At 79.1% G+C, this 15,061-nt stretch carries 13 protein-coding genes; 7 read left to right on the top strand and 6 right to left on the bottom strand.

Features of this window, described 5'->3' with window-relative positions; translation table 11 throughout:
• Positions 1–38: 38 nt before the first annotated feature.
• Positions 39–680, bottom strand: coding sequence for a hypothetical protein (locus tag ACFY07_RS17605; RefSeq protein ID WP_390869473.1), 642 nt, complete (start codon positions 678–680; stop codon positions 39–41).
• Positions 681–758: 78 nt separating this feature from the next.
• Between ACFY07_RS17605 and ACFY07_RS17600 the strand changes: the two genes are divergently transcribed.
• Positions 759–1,451, top strand: a complete 693-nt coding sequence (locus tag ACFY07_RS17600) for a copper homeostasis protein CutC (protein WP_390869472.1) — start codon at positions 759–761, stop codon at positions 1,449–1,451.
• Positions 1,452–1,575: 124 nt separating this feature from the next.
• Here ACFY07_RS17600 and ACFY07_RS17595 read toward each other — a convergent pair whose 3' ends face one another.
• Positions 1,576–3,795: a HelD family protein gene (locus ACFY07_RS17595; protein WP_390869627.1), complete on the bottom strand. Its 2,220-nt coding sequence runs from the start codon at positions 3,793–3,795 to the stop codon at positions 1,576–1,578.
• Between the two features lie 532 nt (positions 3,796–4,327).
• On the opposite strand from ACFY07_RS17595, the gene ACFY07_RS17590 reads away from it, so the two are divergent.
• The 3 genes from ACFY07_RS17590 (at position 4,328) to ACFY07_RS17580 (ending at position 6,245) form a co-directional block, all read left to right on the top strand.
• Positions 4,328–4,534: a hypothetical protein gene (locus ACFY07_RS17590; protein WP_230747004.1), complete on the top strand. Its 207-nt coding sequence runs from the start codon at positions 4,328–4,330 to the stop codon at positions 4,532–4,534.
• A 123-nt stretch (positions 4,535–4,657) separates the two neighbouring features.
• Positions 4,658–5,410 (top strand): VanZ family protein, encoded by a 753-nt coding sequence (locus ACFY07_RS17585; RefSeq protein WP_390869471.1) that lies wholly within the window; start codon positions 4,658–4,660, stop codon positions 5,408–5,410.
• Positions 5,411–5,450: 40 nt separating this feature from the next.
• Positions 5,451–6,245: a DUF4232 domain-containing protein gene (locus tag ACFY07_RS17580; protein WP_390869470.1), complete on the top strand. Its 795-nt coding sequence runs from the start codon at positions 5,451–5,453 to the stop codon at positions 6,243–6,245.
• A 60-nt stretch (positions 6,246–6,305) separates the two neighbouring features.
• Here ACFY07_RS17580 and ACFY07_RS17575 read toward each other — a convergent pair whose 3' ends face one another.
• Both ACFY07_RS17575 and ACFY07_RS17570 read right to left on the bottom strand, forming a co-directional pair.
• On the bottom strand, positions 6,306–7,970 hold the full coding sequence (locus ACFY07_RS17575; protein WP_374228249.1) for a DNA repair helicase XPB: 1,665 nt from the start codon (positions 7,968–7,970) through the stop codon (positions 6,306–6,308).
• Between the two features lie 193 nt (positions 7,971–8,163).
• Complete coding sequence (locus ACFY07_RS17570) at positions 8,164–10,689, bottom strand: helicase-associated domain-containing protein (RefSeq protein WP_390869469.1); 2,526 nt, start codon at positions 10,687–10,689, stop codon at positions 8,164–8,166.
• Positions 10,690–11,075: 386 nt separating this feature from the next.
• Here ACFY07_RS17570 and ACFY07_RS17565 point away from each other — a divergent pair, with 386 nt between their 5' ends.
• The gene (locus ACFY07_RS17565) at positions 11,076–12,311 is read left to right on the top strand and encodes a hypothetical protein (RefSeq protein ID WP_390869468.1); all 1,236 of its coding nucleotides are present in this window, start codon (positions 11,076–11,078) and stop codon (positions 12,309–12,311) included.
• Between the two features lie 22 nt (positions 12,312–12,333).
• Here ACFY07_RS17565 and ACFY07_RS17560 read toward each other — a convergent pair whose 3' ends face one another.
• Entirely contained in the window at positions 12,334–13,179 is an 846-nt protein-coding gene (locus ACFY07_RS17560) for a class I SAM-dependent methyltransferase (protein ID WP_390869467.1), read from the bottom strand.
• A 192-nt stretch (positions 13,180–13,371) separates the two neighbouring features.
• Here ACFY07_RS17560 and ACFY07_RS17555 point away from each other — a divergent pair, with 192 nt between their 5' ends.
• Positions 13,372–14,016, top strand: a complete 645-nt coding sequence (locus tag ACFY07_RS17555) for an HAD family hydrolase (RefSeq protein WP_230747013.1) — start codon at positions 13,372–13,374, stop codon at positions 14,014–14,016.
• Positions 14,017–14,056: 40 nt separating this feature from the next.
• Here the strand turns inward: ACFY07_RS17555 and ACFY07_RS17550 are convergent, their stop codons facing one another.
• A complete protein-coding gene (locus ACFY07_RS17550; protein WP_390869466.1) occupies positions 14,057–14,287 on the bottom strand; it encodes a hypothetical protein in 231 nt (76 codons plus the stop codon).
• 264 nt (positions 14,288–14,551) lie between these two features.
• On the opposite strand from ACFY07_RS17550, the gene ACFY07_RS17545 reads away from it, so the two are divergent.
• Positions 14,552–14,935, top strand: a complete 384-nt coding sequence (locus ACFY07_RS17545) for a cold-shock protein (protein ID WP_308189004.1) — start codon at positions 14,552–14,554, stop codon at positions 14,933–14,935.
• The last annotated feature ends 126 nt before the right edge of the window (positions 14,936–15,061 follow it).

Genomic DNA, 15,061 nt, shown 5'->3' with positions numbered 1-15,061 from the left:
CGCCGGCCCGGTCCCCCGCCCGCCCGGTCCCCGCCGGCTCAGTCCCCCAGCAGCTCCAGCTCGGTCGCCAGGTTGTGCCGGGCCCGCTCCTCCCAGCGGTCGCGGGCGGCCGCCGTCCGGTACAGCGCTGGGAGCCCCAGCAGCTGCCGCAGCACCGCCGCCCGGCCCGCCCGGAAGGCGTCCTCGGGCACGAAGCCGTACTCCTCGCGGACGGCGGCGGCGTAGGCCGCGTACGCCTCCGGGCCGCCGGCCAGCACCGCGAGGTCGGCGTCGCAGAGCACCTCGCCGTCGCGGTCGCCGGGGGCGGGGTCGTGGCCGGCGGTGAGCCGCACCAGCCGCGCGGTCTCCGAGACCTGGCGGCGGTCCAGTCCCGCCTCGGTCAGCGCCCGCTCCGCGAGGGCGGCGCTGCGCTCCTCGTTCTCCGAGCGGTCGGGCCGGTGCACCGCGTCGTGGAACCAGGCCGCGAGCCGCACCGTGTCCGCGTCGGCGGCGTGCTCCGCGAGGGCGTCCACCTGCTCCAGGACCGCCGCCAGGTGGGCGGTGGTGTGGTAGCGGCGCTGCGGTTCGGACCAGCGCCGCAGCAGCTCCTCCCCGTACGGGGCCGGGTCGGCGGCGGAGCCGCAGCGAGTGAGGAGGGCGTTCCAGCGGGCCAGCAGGGAGGCGTGGGGTCCGGTCGGCATGGACCCATTGTGGTGCGGCCGCGGCGGTGCCCGGCGCGGGGCTCGCGGTGGAGGGCGCCGGTGTGGGAGGGTGCCCACATGTCTAGACCAATATTCGAGGTGATCGCCACCTCGCCGGCGGACGCCGCCGCAGCCGCGGCCGGCGGCGCCGACCGCCTTGAGCTGGTCACCGATATGCACGCCGACGGGCTGACCCTGCCGGTGGAGGACTTCTGCCGGATCCGGGAGGCCGTCGCCGTGCCGCTGCGGGTCATGCTGCGCCTGCGGGACGGCTTCGCGCCGGGCGACCTGGACGGGCTGCGGGACCGCGCCGCACGGCTGCGGTCCGAGGGCGCCGAGGAGTTCGTCCTCGGCTTCCTCACCCCCGCCGGCGAGGTCGACCTCCCGGCCGTGCGGGCGGTGCTCGACGCCGTCCCCGGCTGCCGCTGGACCTTCCACCGCGCCCTGGACCACGCCGCCGACCGCGAGGCCGCCCGGGCGGCCGTCGCCGCGCTGCCCGGCCTGGACACCCTCCTCACCGCGGGCTCCCCGGACGGGGTGGCCGCAGGCCTCGACGTGCTGGCCGCCGAGGCCGGCACCGCCGGGCGGCAGCAGCTCCTCGTCGGCGGCGGACTGCGGACCGGGCACGTCCCCGCCCTGCGCGCGGCCGGGCTGGACGCCTTCCACGTCGGCGGCGCCGTCCGCACGGCCGGCTGGGACTCCCCGGTCGACACCGGCCTGGTGCGGGCCTGGCGCGACCTCGTCGACGCACCCGTACCGGCCCCCGTCTGACCCGGCCCGCCCCGGGGCCCGTCCGCCCCGGGCCCCGTCCGAACCGCACCCGGTCCGGACCGGGCCCCCGGCCCGGACCGGGTCCGGCCGGGAGAGCCCCGGCCGGACCCGGCGGGCGGCCTCCTCAGCCCAACTGCTCCGGCAGCGGCCGGGAGTGCACCACCGTCAGCCCCGACACGGCCCGGGTGAGCAGCACGTACAGCCGCCGCAGGCCGGTGCGCCCGTCCGGCTCGCCCGCCACCACCGCCGCGGGCTCGTCCAGCACCACGTGGTCGTACTCCAGGCCCTTGGCCAGCGACGCCGGGACGAGCGTGAGCCGCACCTCCGCACTGGTCTCCTCGCCCGGTTCCAGGAACGGCGTCCCCGCCGCGCGCAGCGCCTCCGCCAGCACCGGGACGCGGGCGTCGGCGGCGATCAGGCCGACCGAGCCCTCCCGCTCCAGCGCCTCCCTGCAGGCCGCCAGCACCGCCCCGTCCAAGGCCGGGTGGCCGTCCGGTCCGGGGCCGCCGTCCGGCCCGTCCAGCCCTGCCGCCCCGTCCAGCCCTGCCGCCCCGTCCAGCCCTGCCGTCCCGTCCAGCCCTGCCGCCCGGTCCAGGGCCGCCGCGTCCCCCGCCCCCGCCGCCCCGGCTGCCTCCTGCGCCGCCCCGGCTGCCTCCTGCGCCGCCCCCGCCGCCTCCGGCGGCGGCACCCGCCGCACCTCCAGCGCCCCCGCCGCCTCGCGGACCGACGACGCCGGCGCCAGCCCCGGCGCGATCGACGGCAGCAGCCGCGACGCGTACGCGATCACCTCGCGCGGCACGCGGAAGCCCCGCGTCAGCTCCTCCACCCGGGCCTCCGGCTTGCCCAGGTGGCGCAGCGCCTCCGCCCACGACGCCGTGGCCCACGGGGTGGTGCCCTGCGCGATGTCGCCCAGCACCGTCGCCGAACCGGTGGTGCAGCGCCGCCCGACCGCCCGGTACTGCATGGGGGAGAGGTCCTGCGCCTCGTCGAGCACCACGTGCCCCAGCGACGGGGTGCGCTGCACCAGGTCGGCCGCCTCGTCGACGAGCACCGCGTCGGCCGCCGTCCACGGCGCCGTCCGCACCGACCGGCCCGGCCTCGCCCACAGCACCGCCCGCTGCTCCTCCGCCGTGAGCACGCCGTCCGCGCACGCCGCCAGGAAGCCCGCGTCGCTCAGCAGCCGGTGCACCAGCCGCACCGGGTCCACCGGCGGCCAGACGGCCTTCACGGTCGCCTTCACCGCCTGGGAGCGGGCCACCGCGTCCTGCACCCGGTCGTCGGGGGCCTCCCCGCCGTTCTCCATCTTCACCAGCACGGCGTGGGCGATCCGCTGCGGCAGCGCCTCGCGCGCCGCGCCGTGGCGGATGTCGCGGGAGAGCAGCTCCTCCACGATCTCCTGCAGCTCGTACGCGGGCACGCGCCACCGCCGCGAGCCGCGCACCACCACGCACGGCTCGTCGGGCGTCCGCACGCCGGAGCGCACGGCGCGCCGCAGCACCTCCGCCATGCGCGCGTCGCCCTTCACCCGCGCCGACTCCGCCGGCTCGGTGCCCCGCACCGGGACGTGCGCCACCAGCTCCTCCACCGTCGCCTGTGCCACGCCGACCTCGCCGAGCGCCGGCAGCACCTGCTCGATGTACTGCAGGAACGACCGGTTGGGGCCGATCACCAGCGCACCGGTGCGGGCCAGCCGGTCGCGGTGCGCGTACAGCAGGTACGCCACCCGGTGCAGGCCGACCGCGGTCTTCCCGGTGCCGGGCGCGCCCTGCACGCAGACCGAGCCGGAGACCCCGGCACGGACGATCTCGTCCTGCTCCGGCTGGATGGTGGCGACGATGTCCCGCATCGGGCCGACGCGGGGCCGTTCGATCTCGGCGGCCAGCAGCGCGCTCGCGGTCTCCGCCTCGGCGGGGTCGCTCAGGTGCTCGTCCTCGTAGGCGGTGAGCTCGCCGCCGGTGCAGCCGAAGCGGCGGCGCCGCCCGACGTCCATCGGCTCGGTGCGGCTGGCCCGGTAGAACGGCTGCGAGACGGGCGCGCGCCAGTCGATCACCATGGGGTCGCCGCTGCCGTCGTGGACGTGGCGGCGGCCGATGTAGAAGCGGTCCCCGCCCGCGCCCTCGGCCTCCTCGCCGCCGATCCGGTGCAGGTAGTCGAGGCGGCCGAAGAAGAGCGGGGTGTGGGCGAGGTCGGCGAGCGCGGCGACGCGGTTGCGGATCTGGGTGCGCAGCACCTCGGCGGAGACCCAGGTGCCGGCGACGTCGGCGAGGTCCAGCGACTCGACGTCCTCCCGCATGGCGCGCAGCGCGGCGCGGGAGGCGTGCAGGTGGGCGCGTTCGCGCTCCAGCGGGTCGTCCGGCCCGCCGGGGGAGCCGCCGGCGTCGGCGGCGTCGGCGGCGGGCGGGCCCGGCGGCGCGGCGGCCGGTGCGGGCGCCCCCGGGGCTGCGATGACGGGTGCGGCGGAGGAGGCGTCCGGGGACGCGCCGGACGTGGTGGAGGCGTGCGAGGGCACGGCGAGGCCTTCCCGGCCGCGGCGGACCCGGGGCCGGGAAAGGGGGCCGGCCCGGCGCCGCGGCGGTCTCGTAACGGAACACTGTGAAGGATGCCGACCGGTTGCCGACCGGAGGGCTTCCTCCCACGGCTGCCCGGCGAGCGGGCACCACGGTTCGGGAGGCGGGCAGGCGCGCCATCGTAGACCCTCCGCGTCCGCCCGGCGAACACCCGCGTCCAGGCGGGTGGCGCGCCCCCTCGGGGTCGTCCCGGGGTCGGACGCCCCCCCCTGAGGAGGACACGCCGTACGCCCGCGGGCGGGCCCGCGCCCGCCGGGAGCCGACCCGCGGCCGATACCGCGGGCGGGAGGCGCGACCTACCGTGGAGGCATGAGCTCCGCAGACCTCACCCCACGTCCTCCGACAGGCCCGCCGCCGCGGGTCCCCCCGCAGCAGGAGCCGCCGCACCCCCACGGCAGCAGCCCCGCCCCCGGGCACCACGGCCACCCGCTGATGACCGCGGTCCGCCGGGCGGGCATCCTCGTCGGCACCGCGGTCCGGGTGGCCGTCCTCGGGAGGGACGGCGTCGACCGCTGAAACCGTTCCGCCGCACCCCGTCCTGACGGTGCATCACCCCAGCTCGGCCGCGTAGCCGCCACCGCAGGGGGTATACGCGTCCCGCAGGAGCGCACTGCGCCGAACCAGGAGGGGGAGACGACCGTGTCGACGATCAGGGACACCGCCACCGCGGGGAGCAGCGGCGGCGCCGCCGGGGGCCGGTTCGCCCGGGCCGCCGGAGCGCTGCGGGGGAGGCTGCGCCCGGCCGCCGCGGCGGTCCCGCCGAAGGCCGCCCCGCCCGGGACCCCGGCCCCGGCCCCGCAGGCCCCGGCCCGCAGGACCCTGTGGCGGAGGACCGCGCCGCAGAGGACCGTCCCCCCGGCGTCCGCCGCGGACCCGGCCGCGCGCCGGACCGCCCCCCGCTCGCCCGTCGCCTCCCTGCTGCAGGCCCTGATCATGCTGGTGGCCTTCGCCGCGATGGTGGCCTTCGCCGCCGTCCTGGCCCGGCTCACCCTCACCCCGTCGCCCGCCTCGGTGCCGATCTCCCACAGCAACCTCCACCCCGGCGAGTCGCTCCGGCTCTACCTGCACCAGCCCTCGGTGCGCGACGCCGTCAAGCAGATCGGCGGCAACATCGTCCTGGGCGTCCCCTTCGGCGTGCTGATGCCGGTGCTGGTGCCGAGGACCCGGGGCCTGCTGCGGATCCTGCTGGCCACCGCTGCGGTCATGCTGCTGGTCGAGCTCGTCCAGGGCGCCGTCGTCCAGGGCCGGTCGTTCGACATCGACGACGTCATCCTCAACACGGCCGGCTCCCTGATCGGGTACCTGCTGCTGGGACGCCGCATCTCCCGCGTCGTCCACCCGCCGCGCCGCCACTGGTGGCAGCGCCGCAAGGCGGAACCGGACGCCGTCTGAGCAGGCCCCGGTTGCGGACCGGTCCTGTGAGAAGGGCCATGTGAAGGACCTGCGCCCGGTCCGCAACCAGGCCCCCCGGGGCTGCGTGGTGAGGCACGTCGACCTCACCACCACCATCCCCCGGGGGGATCCTGTGCGACTCGTCCGCACCACCGCCTTCGCCGCCGCAGCCCTCGTCGCGGGCCTCGGCCTGACCGCCTGCAACGACACCGCCTCCGGCTCCGCCGCCTCCGCCGGGGGCTCCACCACGGCCGCCGCCCCGGCCGGCGGCACGGGCAGCGGCACGGGCGGCGGCGCCGCCGCGGCCACCCCGGCCGGCGCCCCCGGCCAGGGCGAGGGCACGGGGGCCGCGTCCACCGGCGGCACCGGCTCGGGGACCGCCGCCGGCACCCGCTGCCGCACGGCCGACCTCGCCGTCTCCGTGACCGGTCCCGCGAGCGACGCGAGCGAGCAGGAGCCCGCCACGGCCGCCGTCCAGGTGGTCAACACCTCCGGCCGCACCTGCACCCTCAAAGGCTTCCCCGGCGTGGAGGTCCGCGACGACCAGGGCAAGAGCTCCCCCCTGACCGCCCGCCGCCAGGACAGCCCCGCCACCGCCGTCCGGCTCGCCCCCGGCGCGAAGGCCGTGGCCCGGCTCGCCTACGGCAACGTCAACGGCGAGGGCAGCGCGTCCGCCCGCAAGGTCTGCGGCGTGCAGTCCGCCTACGCCTCCGTGATCCTCCCCGACGAGACCGCGGTGCTGAAGGTCCGGGTGCGCGGCGGCGTCGACAACGGCACGCTCGACGTCTGCGGCCCCGAGATCGCCGTCAGCCCCTTCGAGCCGCTCGCCGGCTGACCCGCACCGCCGCCGCCCCGGCCCCGGAGGACCCGGGGCCGGGGCGGCGCCGTCCGCCGGTCAGCGCACCGGGTCGTCCCCCGCGCCGCGCAGCACGTCGTCGGCGTCGGTGATCCGGTAGGCGTAGCCCTGCTCGGCCAGGAACCGCTGCCGGTGCGCGGCGAAGTCCTGGTCCACGGTGTCCCGCGCCACCACCGAGTAGAAGTGCGCCGCCCGGCCGTCCGCCTTCGGCCGCAGCACCCGCCCCAGCCGCTGCGCCTCCTCCTGCCGGGAGCCGAAGGTCCCCGACACCTGGATGGCGACCGCGGCCTCCGGCAGGTCGATGGAGAAGTTGGCGACCTTGGACACCACCAGCACCGAGATCTCGCCCTCGCGGAAGGCGTCGAAGAGCTTCTCCCGCTGGAGGTTGGTCGTCTCGCCCTTGATCACCGGGGCGCCCAGCGCCTCGCCCAGCTCGTCCAGCTGGTCGATGTACTGGCCGATGACCAGCGTCTGGTCGCCCCGGTGCTGCTCCACCAGCGCCTCCACCACCCGCCGCTTGGTCGCGGTGGTGGCGCAGAACCGGTAGCGCTCGTCCGGCTCGGCCGTCGCGTACGCCAGCCGCTCGGACTCGGTGAGGGTGACCCGGACCTCGCAGCAGTCGGCGGGCGCGATGTAGCCCTGCGCCTCGATCTCCTTCCACGGCGCGTCGAAGCGCTTCGGGCCGATCAGCGAGAACACGTCGCCCTCCCGGCCGTCCTCCCGCACCAGCGTCGCCGTCAGGCCGAGCCGGCGGCGGGCCTGCAGGTCGGCGGTGAAGCGGAAGATCGGCGCGGGCAGCAGGTGCACCTCGTCGTAGACGATCAGGCCCCAGTCGCGGGAGTCGAAGACCTCCAGGTGCGGGTAGACGCCCTTCCGCCGCGTGGTCATCACCTGGTAGGTCGCGATGGTGACCGGGCGGATCTCCTTGCGGGCGCCGCTGTACTCGCCGATCTCGTCCTCGGTGAGGGTCGTCCGCCGCACCAGCTCGTGCTTCCACTGCCGGGCGGAGACCGTGTTGGTGACCAGGATCAGCGTCGTCGCCTTCGCCTCGGCCATCGCCGCCGCCCCGACCAGGGTCTTGCCGGCGCCGCAGGGCAGCACCACGACGCCCGATCCGCCGTGCCAGAAGCCCTCCACCGCCTGCCGCTGGTAGGGGCGCAGGTGCCAGCCGTCCTGCTCCAGCGCGATCGGGTGCGCCTCGCCGTCCACGTACCCGGCCAGGTCCTCGGCGGGCCAGCCGAGCTTGAGCAGCACCTGCTTGATCTGGCCGCGCTCGGACGGGTGGACCGCCACCGTGTCCGGGTCGACCCGGACGCCCACCAGCGGCGCGACCTTCTTCGACCGCAGCACCTCCTCCAGCACCGGCCGGTCGGTGGTGGAGAGCACCAGCCCGTGGGAGGGGTGCTTCTGCAGCTGGAGGCGCCCGTACCGCGCCATGGTCTCGGCCACGTCCACCAGCAGGGCGTGCGGCACCGGGTACCGGGAGTACGTCACCAGGGCGTCCACGACCTGCTCGGCGTCGTGCCCGGCGGCGCGCGCGTTCCACAGGCCGAGGGGCGTCACCCGGTAGGTGTGGACGTGCTCCGGCGCCCGCTCCAGCTCGGCGAAGGGCGCGATGGCCCGTCGGCAGTCGTCGGCCTTCGGGTGCTCGACCTCCAGGAGCAGGGTCTTGTCGCTCTGGACGATCAGCGGTCCGTCGTTCACGCGGGGTCCTTTCCGGGGGAGCGGCGGGGCGGACCCTCCAGTGTCGCGCATCCGGGTGCCCTGCCGGGACCGGCCGCCGGACCGGGCGGTCCCGGCAGGGCACCCGGGGGAGGCCACGCCGGCCGAGGGGCCGTCCCCGGCCGCGGCCGGCCCGCGGGAGCCCGTCCGGCCGCGGGGGCGGCCCCGGACCGGCTCAGGCGCCGTCCCCGTCCGGCCCGTCCCCGCCGGCCTCGTCCAGGTCGGCGACGCCGGTGATGCGGTGCAGGGAGAAGGTCCGCAGCTCGTCGCGGGCGTGGTCGTAGGCGGTCACCCGGCCGCCCTCGACCTTCACCGGGGCGACGACGTACTGCCCGGCCGAGCCCTCGGCGTTGACGTACCCGATCCAGACCCGCTCGCCCAGCAGCACGGCGGTCTGCAGCGCGGCCAGGGTCTCGGCGGCCGCGGTCCGGGGGAGCCGGGTGCCGTCCGCGGCGGCGGCCGGTCCGGCGACCACGGCGCGGCGGGCCGCGGTGGAGGCCCGGTCGCCCGCGCGGACGGCCCGCACCGCCGCGTCCAGCAGCACGTCGTCCGGCGCCGGGGGCCCGTCCGGGACGGGCGCCGGGGCGCTGCGCGGCGGCGTGCGGCGGGCGTCGGGGCGGACGACGACGATGTCGCCGTCGGGCGACTCCGCCGCCGGGGCGTACCCCATCGCCCGCAGCCGCTCCAGCACGGCCTCCGGACCCGCCTGGGCGGCGAGCACCGTGGGGGCCAGGCGGCGCAGCCGCAGCCGCTCGGAGCGGCGGTCGGCCAGGATCTCGGCGAGCAGGGAGTCGTCGTCGCACCGCAGGTAGGCGGAGGCGGCGCCGACCCGGAGCCGGCCGTGGCGGCGGGCCACGTCGTCGACGAGGTAGGAGAGCGGCTGCGGCACCGGGGTGCGGGAGTGCCGGGCGAGGAAGTCGTGCAGGTCGGCGGCGGTGCGCCCGGCGTCCAGGGCGCGGCGCACGGAGTCCGGGGTGAACCGGTAGACGGTGGCGCCGCCCTTGGACTCGACGTCGGCGGCGAGCGCCAGCTCCTGGGAGAGCGGGGTGAGCAGCGGGCCCGGGGCGATCGCGGTGAGGTCGGGCTGCAGGATGACGTGGTCCAGCGGCCGGGGCAGCAGCGGCTCCAGCAGCGGCACCGGGTCGGCCCCGGCGAGCAGGGCGCGGCCGGGGGAGGCGAGGGCGCCGCGGCCGGTGACGCCCAGCAGTTCGGCCTCGGCGAGGGTCCGGGCGGTGAGGTCGTCGCGCAGGTCGCGGCCCTCGCCGGTGGCGGGGCCGCCGCGCAGCGGGCGGTGCCAGCGCAGGGCGGGCAGCAGGGCGTCCGCCCCGGCCGCCGTCCCCGGGGCGAGGGCGGCGAGCTGCTCCAGCACGGCCCGGCGGGTGCCGGGGGCGAGGGTGCGGTCGAGGTCGGGGCCGAGCGCGACGAGGGCCCTGCCCTTGGCGTCGCGCGTGCCGACCAGGCCGGGCACGCGGGTGGCGGCCAGCCAGGTCCGGGCGAGCAGCGCCCAGCGCCTGGCCACGGGCTGCTGCAGCCAGGTGTCGTACGCGGGCGTGGGCGCCCACACCTCGTCGGCCTCCCCGTCGGACGCCAGCAGGCCCGCGCCGAAGCAGAGTTCGATCCAGAAGGCCGCCGTGGCCTCCGGGACGTCGAGGGCGGCCGCGGCCCGCCGCAGGTCCCGGACGCCGAGGCCGCCCGCCCGCAGCACGGGCGGCGGGGTGAGCGCCCACAGGTCGAGCAGTTCCTCGGCGGTGCGGACGGCGGTGAACGCCTGTCCCGCCGCGGCCGCGTCGACGCCCTGCGGCTCGTGGACGCGGGTCGGCCCGACCCCGGGCGGGGCGGCCTCCACGGTGCGGTGGCTGCGGCCCGCCCGCAGGTGCAGGGCCGCCTCGCGGGGGAGGACGACCGTGCGGGGGCCCGCGGGCAGCAGCAGGCCGCGGGCGAGCAGCCACTCGACGGGACTGCGGGCCTCCTCGGCGCGGACGGGCCGCCCGGCGTCGGGGACGGTGCCCGTCGGCGGGCCCCAGGCCAGGCGGTCCAGCACCGCGCGGGCGGCCTCGGGCGCGCCGCCGACCAGGGCGCCGGCCCGCTCCCGGTCCGTCAGCAGGTCGGTGAGGGCGGCGACGGCGGAGACCGGGTCGTGGGTGGCGGGCAGCCCGGCGTCGGCCAGGAGCTCCTGGAGGCGGCCGGGGGACATGCCCGCCGTGGCCTCGGCGAGGGTGGGGCCCAGGCCGGTCGGCCCGGGCCGCGCGGCGGTCGGCGCGAGGATCTCCCGGACGGTGCGGACCAGGTGCAGGGAGGTGTCGGGGCCCCACAGCAGGGCCCGGTCCCGCAGCAGGGCGAGGGCGCCGGGCAGGGCGGCGTCCACCGCGGCGGTGTCCACCGGGTCGGCGCCCGGGGGCGGCGGCACACCGGGTGTGCCGGTGAGCAGGGCGCGCAGGGTGCGGCGGTCGCAGCCGTCGGGGGCGGCGGCCAGGGCCTCGGCGGTCTGGAGGGTGAAGCGGTCGAGGCGTTCGAGGGCGCGGAGGGAGGAGGCGCGGGTGGAGATGCGGCCGGCGAGCTGCGCCAGGTCGCTCGGCACCGGGTTGAGCAGGTCGGGGCGGGCGCGCAGCAGGGCGGCCAGGGCGTCGTCCCCGCGGGCGCGGAGTTCCTCGGCGAGGGTGCGGGGCGCGGCGGCGGTCCGCCCTGCGGTCTGCTCGGTCATCCGACCCAGGTTAGTCGGGCCCGGTGCACGGCAGGAGCCCGGCGGCGGCTCCGGGCCGTCCCGCCGCCGGGTGCCGGTCCGCCCCTGCCGGTCGGCCCCGACGGGTCGGCCCCCGAGCCGTCGGCCGCGGCTTCGTCCGGCGGGCCGGGGAGGGGGCGGGACGGGGACCGGGGCGGTGACGGGGCGGTGACGGGGCGGGCCGGGGACGGCGCGGGGCGGGGTGCGGACGGCGCGGCGGCCGCCGACGGGCGGGCGGCGGCCGGTCCGCGCCCGGAGGCCGCCCGGTCGGGTGCGGCGGCCGGTTCCGGGGCGCGGCGGCGTCGTCGGGGCGGACGTGCGCGGGTACGGTCCCCTCGCAGGGGTCGGCGAGGGGCGGGAGGGCGCGGATGGGCGTCGAGAGCGACAAGCTGGTCTACGACTATCTGGGCCGGGTCTCCGACCTCGCCCGGTCCTCCCTGCCGGCCGCCGAGCGCGCCCGGCTGGTGGCCGGACTGCGCGCCGACATCGACGGGCGCCGGGCGGCGGCCCGGGACACCCCGGCCGCCGTCCGGCGGCTGCTGGAGCGGATCGGGCCGCCCGACGAGGTGGTCCGCCGGGCCGCCGCGGGCCGGGGCGGCACCGGGACCGGCGGCCCGGACGCGGGAGCGGCCTCCGGGGTGCGGCCGGTCCCCGCGCCGCGCGCCGCCCCGGCCGGACCCGCGGCCCCCGACGGGCCGTCGGCTGGGTCCGGCGGGGGTCCGGCGGTGCCCCGGAGCGCGGGACCGCAGGATGCCGGGTCGCAGGATGCCCGGTCGCGGGGTGCGGGTTCACGGGGTGCGGGGCTGCGGGGTGCGGGGCCGTGGGGCGCCGGGCCGTGGGGCGCCGGGAAGACCGGCCGGGGAAGGGGCGGCTCCGGGAAGGGCGGCTCCGCCGACGCCGCCGGACCGCCGCCGGGCGCACCGCCGCAGGACGGGCGGACCCCGGGGGTGCCCGCCGCCCGGGACCCGGAGTGGTGGCGGGTCCCGGGGGAGGCGGCGGCCGCGGTGCCGCAGGCCGAACAGGGTCCGGTCCCGCCCGCGCACATGCCCACCGCCGAGGACTTCCCCGGCTGGGACGGCTTCGAGATCCGCTTCGAGTCCGAGCCGCCGCCCGCCGTCGCGGCCCCCGCCGGGCCGCCCGCCGGGGAGCATCCCGCCGCGGATCCTGCGGAGCCTGCCGCGGCGGTCCCCCTGGGGAGACGGCGGGTGCGCCTGCGGCGCGGCGGGGCCCCGGCGGCCCGCCCCCTGGCCGGACGCCCGCCGCTCCTGGAGTCGCTGGCGGCGCTGCTGCTGGCCGCGGGGGCGGTGGCCGGGCGGCCGCTCCTCATGCTGCTGGGCTGGCTCGCCGCCTACGCCTCGCGCCGCACGGGCCGGGCGGCCCGCCGGTTCGCCGCCCTCGGCGTCCCCGCCCTCGCGGTGGTCTGCGCCGGGGTGTGGCTCTGGGGCCGGGCGGCTGGCCGCTGGGGCGGTCCGTTGGCCGACGACGAGGAGTTCCGGCAGGCCGCACGGGCACTGGTCCCGGTGGTCCTGCGCGGCGCGGCCGCCGGGTCGGCCGTCTTCACGGGCTGGCTGGCCCTGCGCGGGGGGTCGCGGTCGCCGGAGTGAGCCGGCAGCCGGCCGCTGCCGGTCAGCCGCGCCGGGCGGTGGTCCAGCGGACGGCGGTGCGCCGCACGAGGCGACCGTCGGGCCCGGCCAGCGGTGCGACGACGGCGCAGGCGGCGCGCCGCGCCTCCTCGCGGCGGTCCGGCGGGATGGTCTCCAGGACGCCCCGGTGGCCGTCGGCCCAGGCGGACCGCCACCAGGCGTCCAGGTCGGCGAACTCCGTCGCCGTGGTGCCCTCCACGGTGCGGACCCCGGCGAACCCGGCCGCGGCGAGCATCCCCTCCGGGTCGTCGGCGAGGGCGTTGAACGGCCGCGCGTACGCCCCGGCGGCCTCCGGGTCGGCGAAGCCCCGCAGCACCCGCACGGCCTCCCGCCAGGCCGGCTCCGGGTCCGGCCCGAAGGACGTCGTGCCGAAGCGGCCGTCCGGTGCCAGCAGGCGCCGGGCGCGGGCCAGCGCTGCGGCCGGGTCCGGGGTGAGGACGAGGGAGAAGGAGGAGAGGACGGCCTCGAAGGAGCCGTCGGGGAAGCCCGGGTCCTCCGCGTCGCCCACCCGGACCGAGACGTTCCGCAGTCCGGCCCCGGCGGCTTGGGCGGCGGTGCGGCGGACCATGGCGGGCGACAGGTCCACCCCGGCGACGTACCCGTCCGGGCCGACGGCCGCGACGGCGGCGAAGAGGACGGCGCCGCGGCCGCAGCCCACGTCCAGGACCCGGTCGCCGGGGCGCAGGCCGGCCAGGTCCACCAGGCGTTCCCCGACCGGGTTGAAGAAGGGGCCGTTGGCCTCGTCGTAGCTGTCCGAGGCGAGGTCGAAGGAGCGGGCGATCCAGGCCTTGCGCCGCTCGGCGGGCGACTGCTCACGGGTGCTCGGCATCCTGCCATGGTGGGGCGGTCCGCCACGGCCCACAAGGGTCCGGACGGCGGCGGACCGCCGGTGCGCGGACGCCGCGCCGTCCGCGCACCCCGCCCCCGCCGTCCGCCCGGGCGGGCCCGCCCCGGGCCTCCCGCCCCCGCCGTCCGCGGCCGCGTCACCGGCCCGTCACCCGGGGCCCGTAGGGTGGCGGCCATGGCTGCTGTGACGTCCGGCGCCCCGCTGACCGTGGGCTTCGACCTCGACATGACCCTGCTCGACACCCGCCCCGGCATCAGGGCGACCTACGACGCCGTCGCGGCCGAGACCGGGGTGCGGATCGACAGCGCCCTCGCGGTCACCCGGCTCGGGCCGCCGCTGGAGGTGGAGCTGGCGCACTGGTTCCCCGAGCACCGCATCCCCGAGGTCGCCGACCGCTACCGGGAGCTGTACGTCGACATCGCCGTCCCCGCCTGCGTCCCGCTGCCCGGCGCCGCCGAGGCCGTCGCCGCCGTGCGCGCGCACGGCGGCCGCGTCGTCGTGGTCACCGGCAAGCACGGGCCCAACGCGCAGCGCCACCTCGACCACGTCGGCCTGGCGGTGGACGCCCTGGCCGGCTCGGTCTGGGCGCAGCAGAAGGGCGAGGCGCTGCGCGCCGAGGCCGCCTCCGTGTACGTGGGCGACCACCTCGGCGACATCACCGGCGCCCGCGCCGCCGGCGCCCTGGCCGTCGCGGTCGCCACCGGCCCCTACGGCGCGGAGGCGCTGCGCGAGGCGGGCGCGGACGCGGTGCTGGAGGACCTGACGGCCTTCCCCGCCTGGTTGGACGGCCACCTCGCGGGGGCGCCGTCGCCGCGCTGAGCGGTCCCCGGCCCGGCCCGGCCGGGGATCCGGGGCGCCGTCAGCCGGCGGTGTGCCGCCGCTGGGCGCGCGCGGACCGCAGCAGCCCCGCCAGGGCCACCAGGAAGCCGACGGGCATCAGCATGCTGAGCCAGTAGGCGGCCGACGGCAGCCGGGCGAGGTCGAGGAAGAGCGGGACGAACGTGACGACGGTGGCCACGGCGCCGACGATGAAGACGACGGCCCCCGCGCGGACGAGCGCGTCGCCGGGGTTGCTGGTTTCGGTGCTCACCCCACCAGGGTATGCAGGTTGCGCACGGGGTCGATCCGGACCCCGCACCAGGACCGGGGGGTGAGTCCCACGAGCAGGACGCCGTCGCCGTCGGGACGCGCCCGCGCGGGAGCCGTGCGGCGGCCCGGTGCGCCGCCCGCCCCGGCGGGCCCCCGCTGACCGGCCGGGCGGCCCGGCCCCTGCCGCGCGCCGCCCCCGGCACCGCGCCCCCCTTTCACGCACCACCCCCACCCACCGCTCCCACACACCAGGACGAGGTCTCCCGTGCCCACCGGCAAGGTCAAGTGGTTCAACAGCGAGAAGGGCTTCGGCTTCCTCTCCCGTGACGACGGCGGCGACGTCTTCGTGCACTCCAAGGCGCTCCCGGCCGGAGTGACCACGCTGACGCCGGGCCAGCGCGTCGAGTTCGGCGTCGTCGCCGGGCACCGCGGAGACCAGGCGCTGTCGGTGGCGCTCCTCGACACCCCGCCGTCGGTCGCCGCCGCACAGCGCCGCAGGCCGGACGAGATGGCGCCCATCGTGCAGGACCTCATCTCCACCCTGGACGCGGTGCTCCCCGGCCTGCAGCACGGCCGCTACCCGAACCGGCCGACGGGGCAGAAGCTGGCGACCCTGCTGCGGGCGGTGGCCGACCAGTTCGACGTCTGAGGCCCGTGCGCCCGCGGGGGGCCCGCCCGGGCCCCCCCCCCCCGGCCCCCCCCCCCCCCCCCCCCCCCCGGGCCCCCCCCCCCCCCCCCCCCCCCCCCCCCCCCCCCCCCCCCCCCCCCCCCCCGC

Origin of the sequence: Streptomyces sp. NPDC001380, from assembly GCF_042895785.1 — a bacterium.
Lineage (GTDB): Bacteria > Actinomycetota > Actinomycetes > Streptomycetales > Streptomycetaceae > Peterkaempfera.
Note: the sequence above shows the minus strand (reverse complement) of the source record. Positions and strands in the feature narration are given on the sequence as shown.

Bases quoted from the DNA above. Each gene is read 5' to 3' on its own strand.
- ACFY07_RS17605 (WP_390869473.1), bottom strand. From the start codon at position 680: ATGCCGACCGGACCCCACGCCTCCCTGCTGGCCCGCTGGAACGCCCTC.
- ACFY07_RS17600 (WP_390869472.1), top strand. From the start codon at position 759: ATGTCTAGACCAATATTCGAGGTGATCGCCACCTCGCCGGCGGACGCC.
- ACFY07_RS17590 (WP_230747004.1), top strand. From the start codon at position 4,328: ATGAGCTCCGCAGACCTCACCCCACGTCCTCCGACAGGCCCGCCGCCG.
- ACFY07_RS17570 (WP_390869469.1), bottom strand. From the start codon at position 10,689: ATGACCGAGCAGACCGCAGGGCGGACCGCCGCCGCGCCCCGCACCCTC.
- ACFY07_RS17565 (WP_390869468.1), top strand. From the start codon at position 11,076: ATGGGCGTCGAGAGCGACAAGCTGGTCTACGACTATCTGGGCCGGGTC.
- ACFY07_RS17560 (WP_390869467.1), bottom strand. From the start codon at position 13,179: ATGCCGAGCACCCGTGAGCAGTCGCCCGCCGAGCGGCGCAAGGCCTGG.
- ACFY07_RS17555 (WP_230747013.1), top strand. From the start codon at position 13,372: ATGGCTGCTGTGACGTCCGGCGCCCCGCTGACCGTGGGCTTCGACCTC.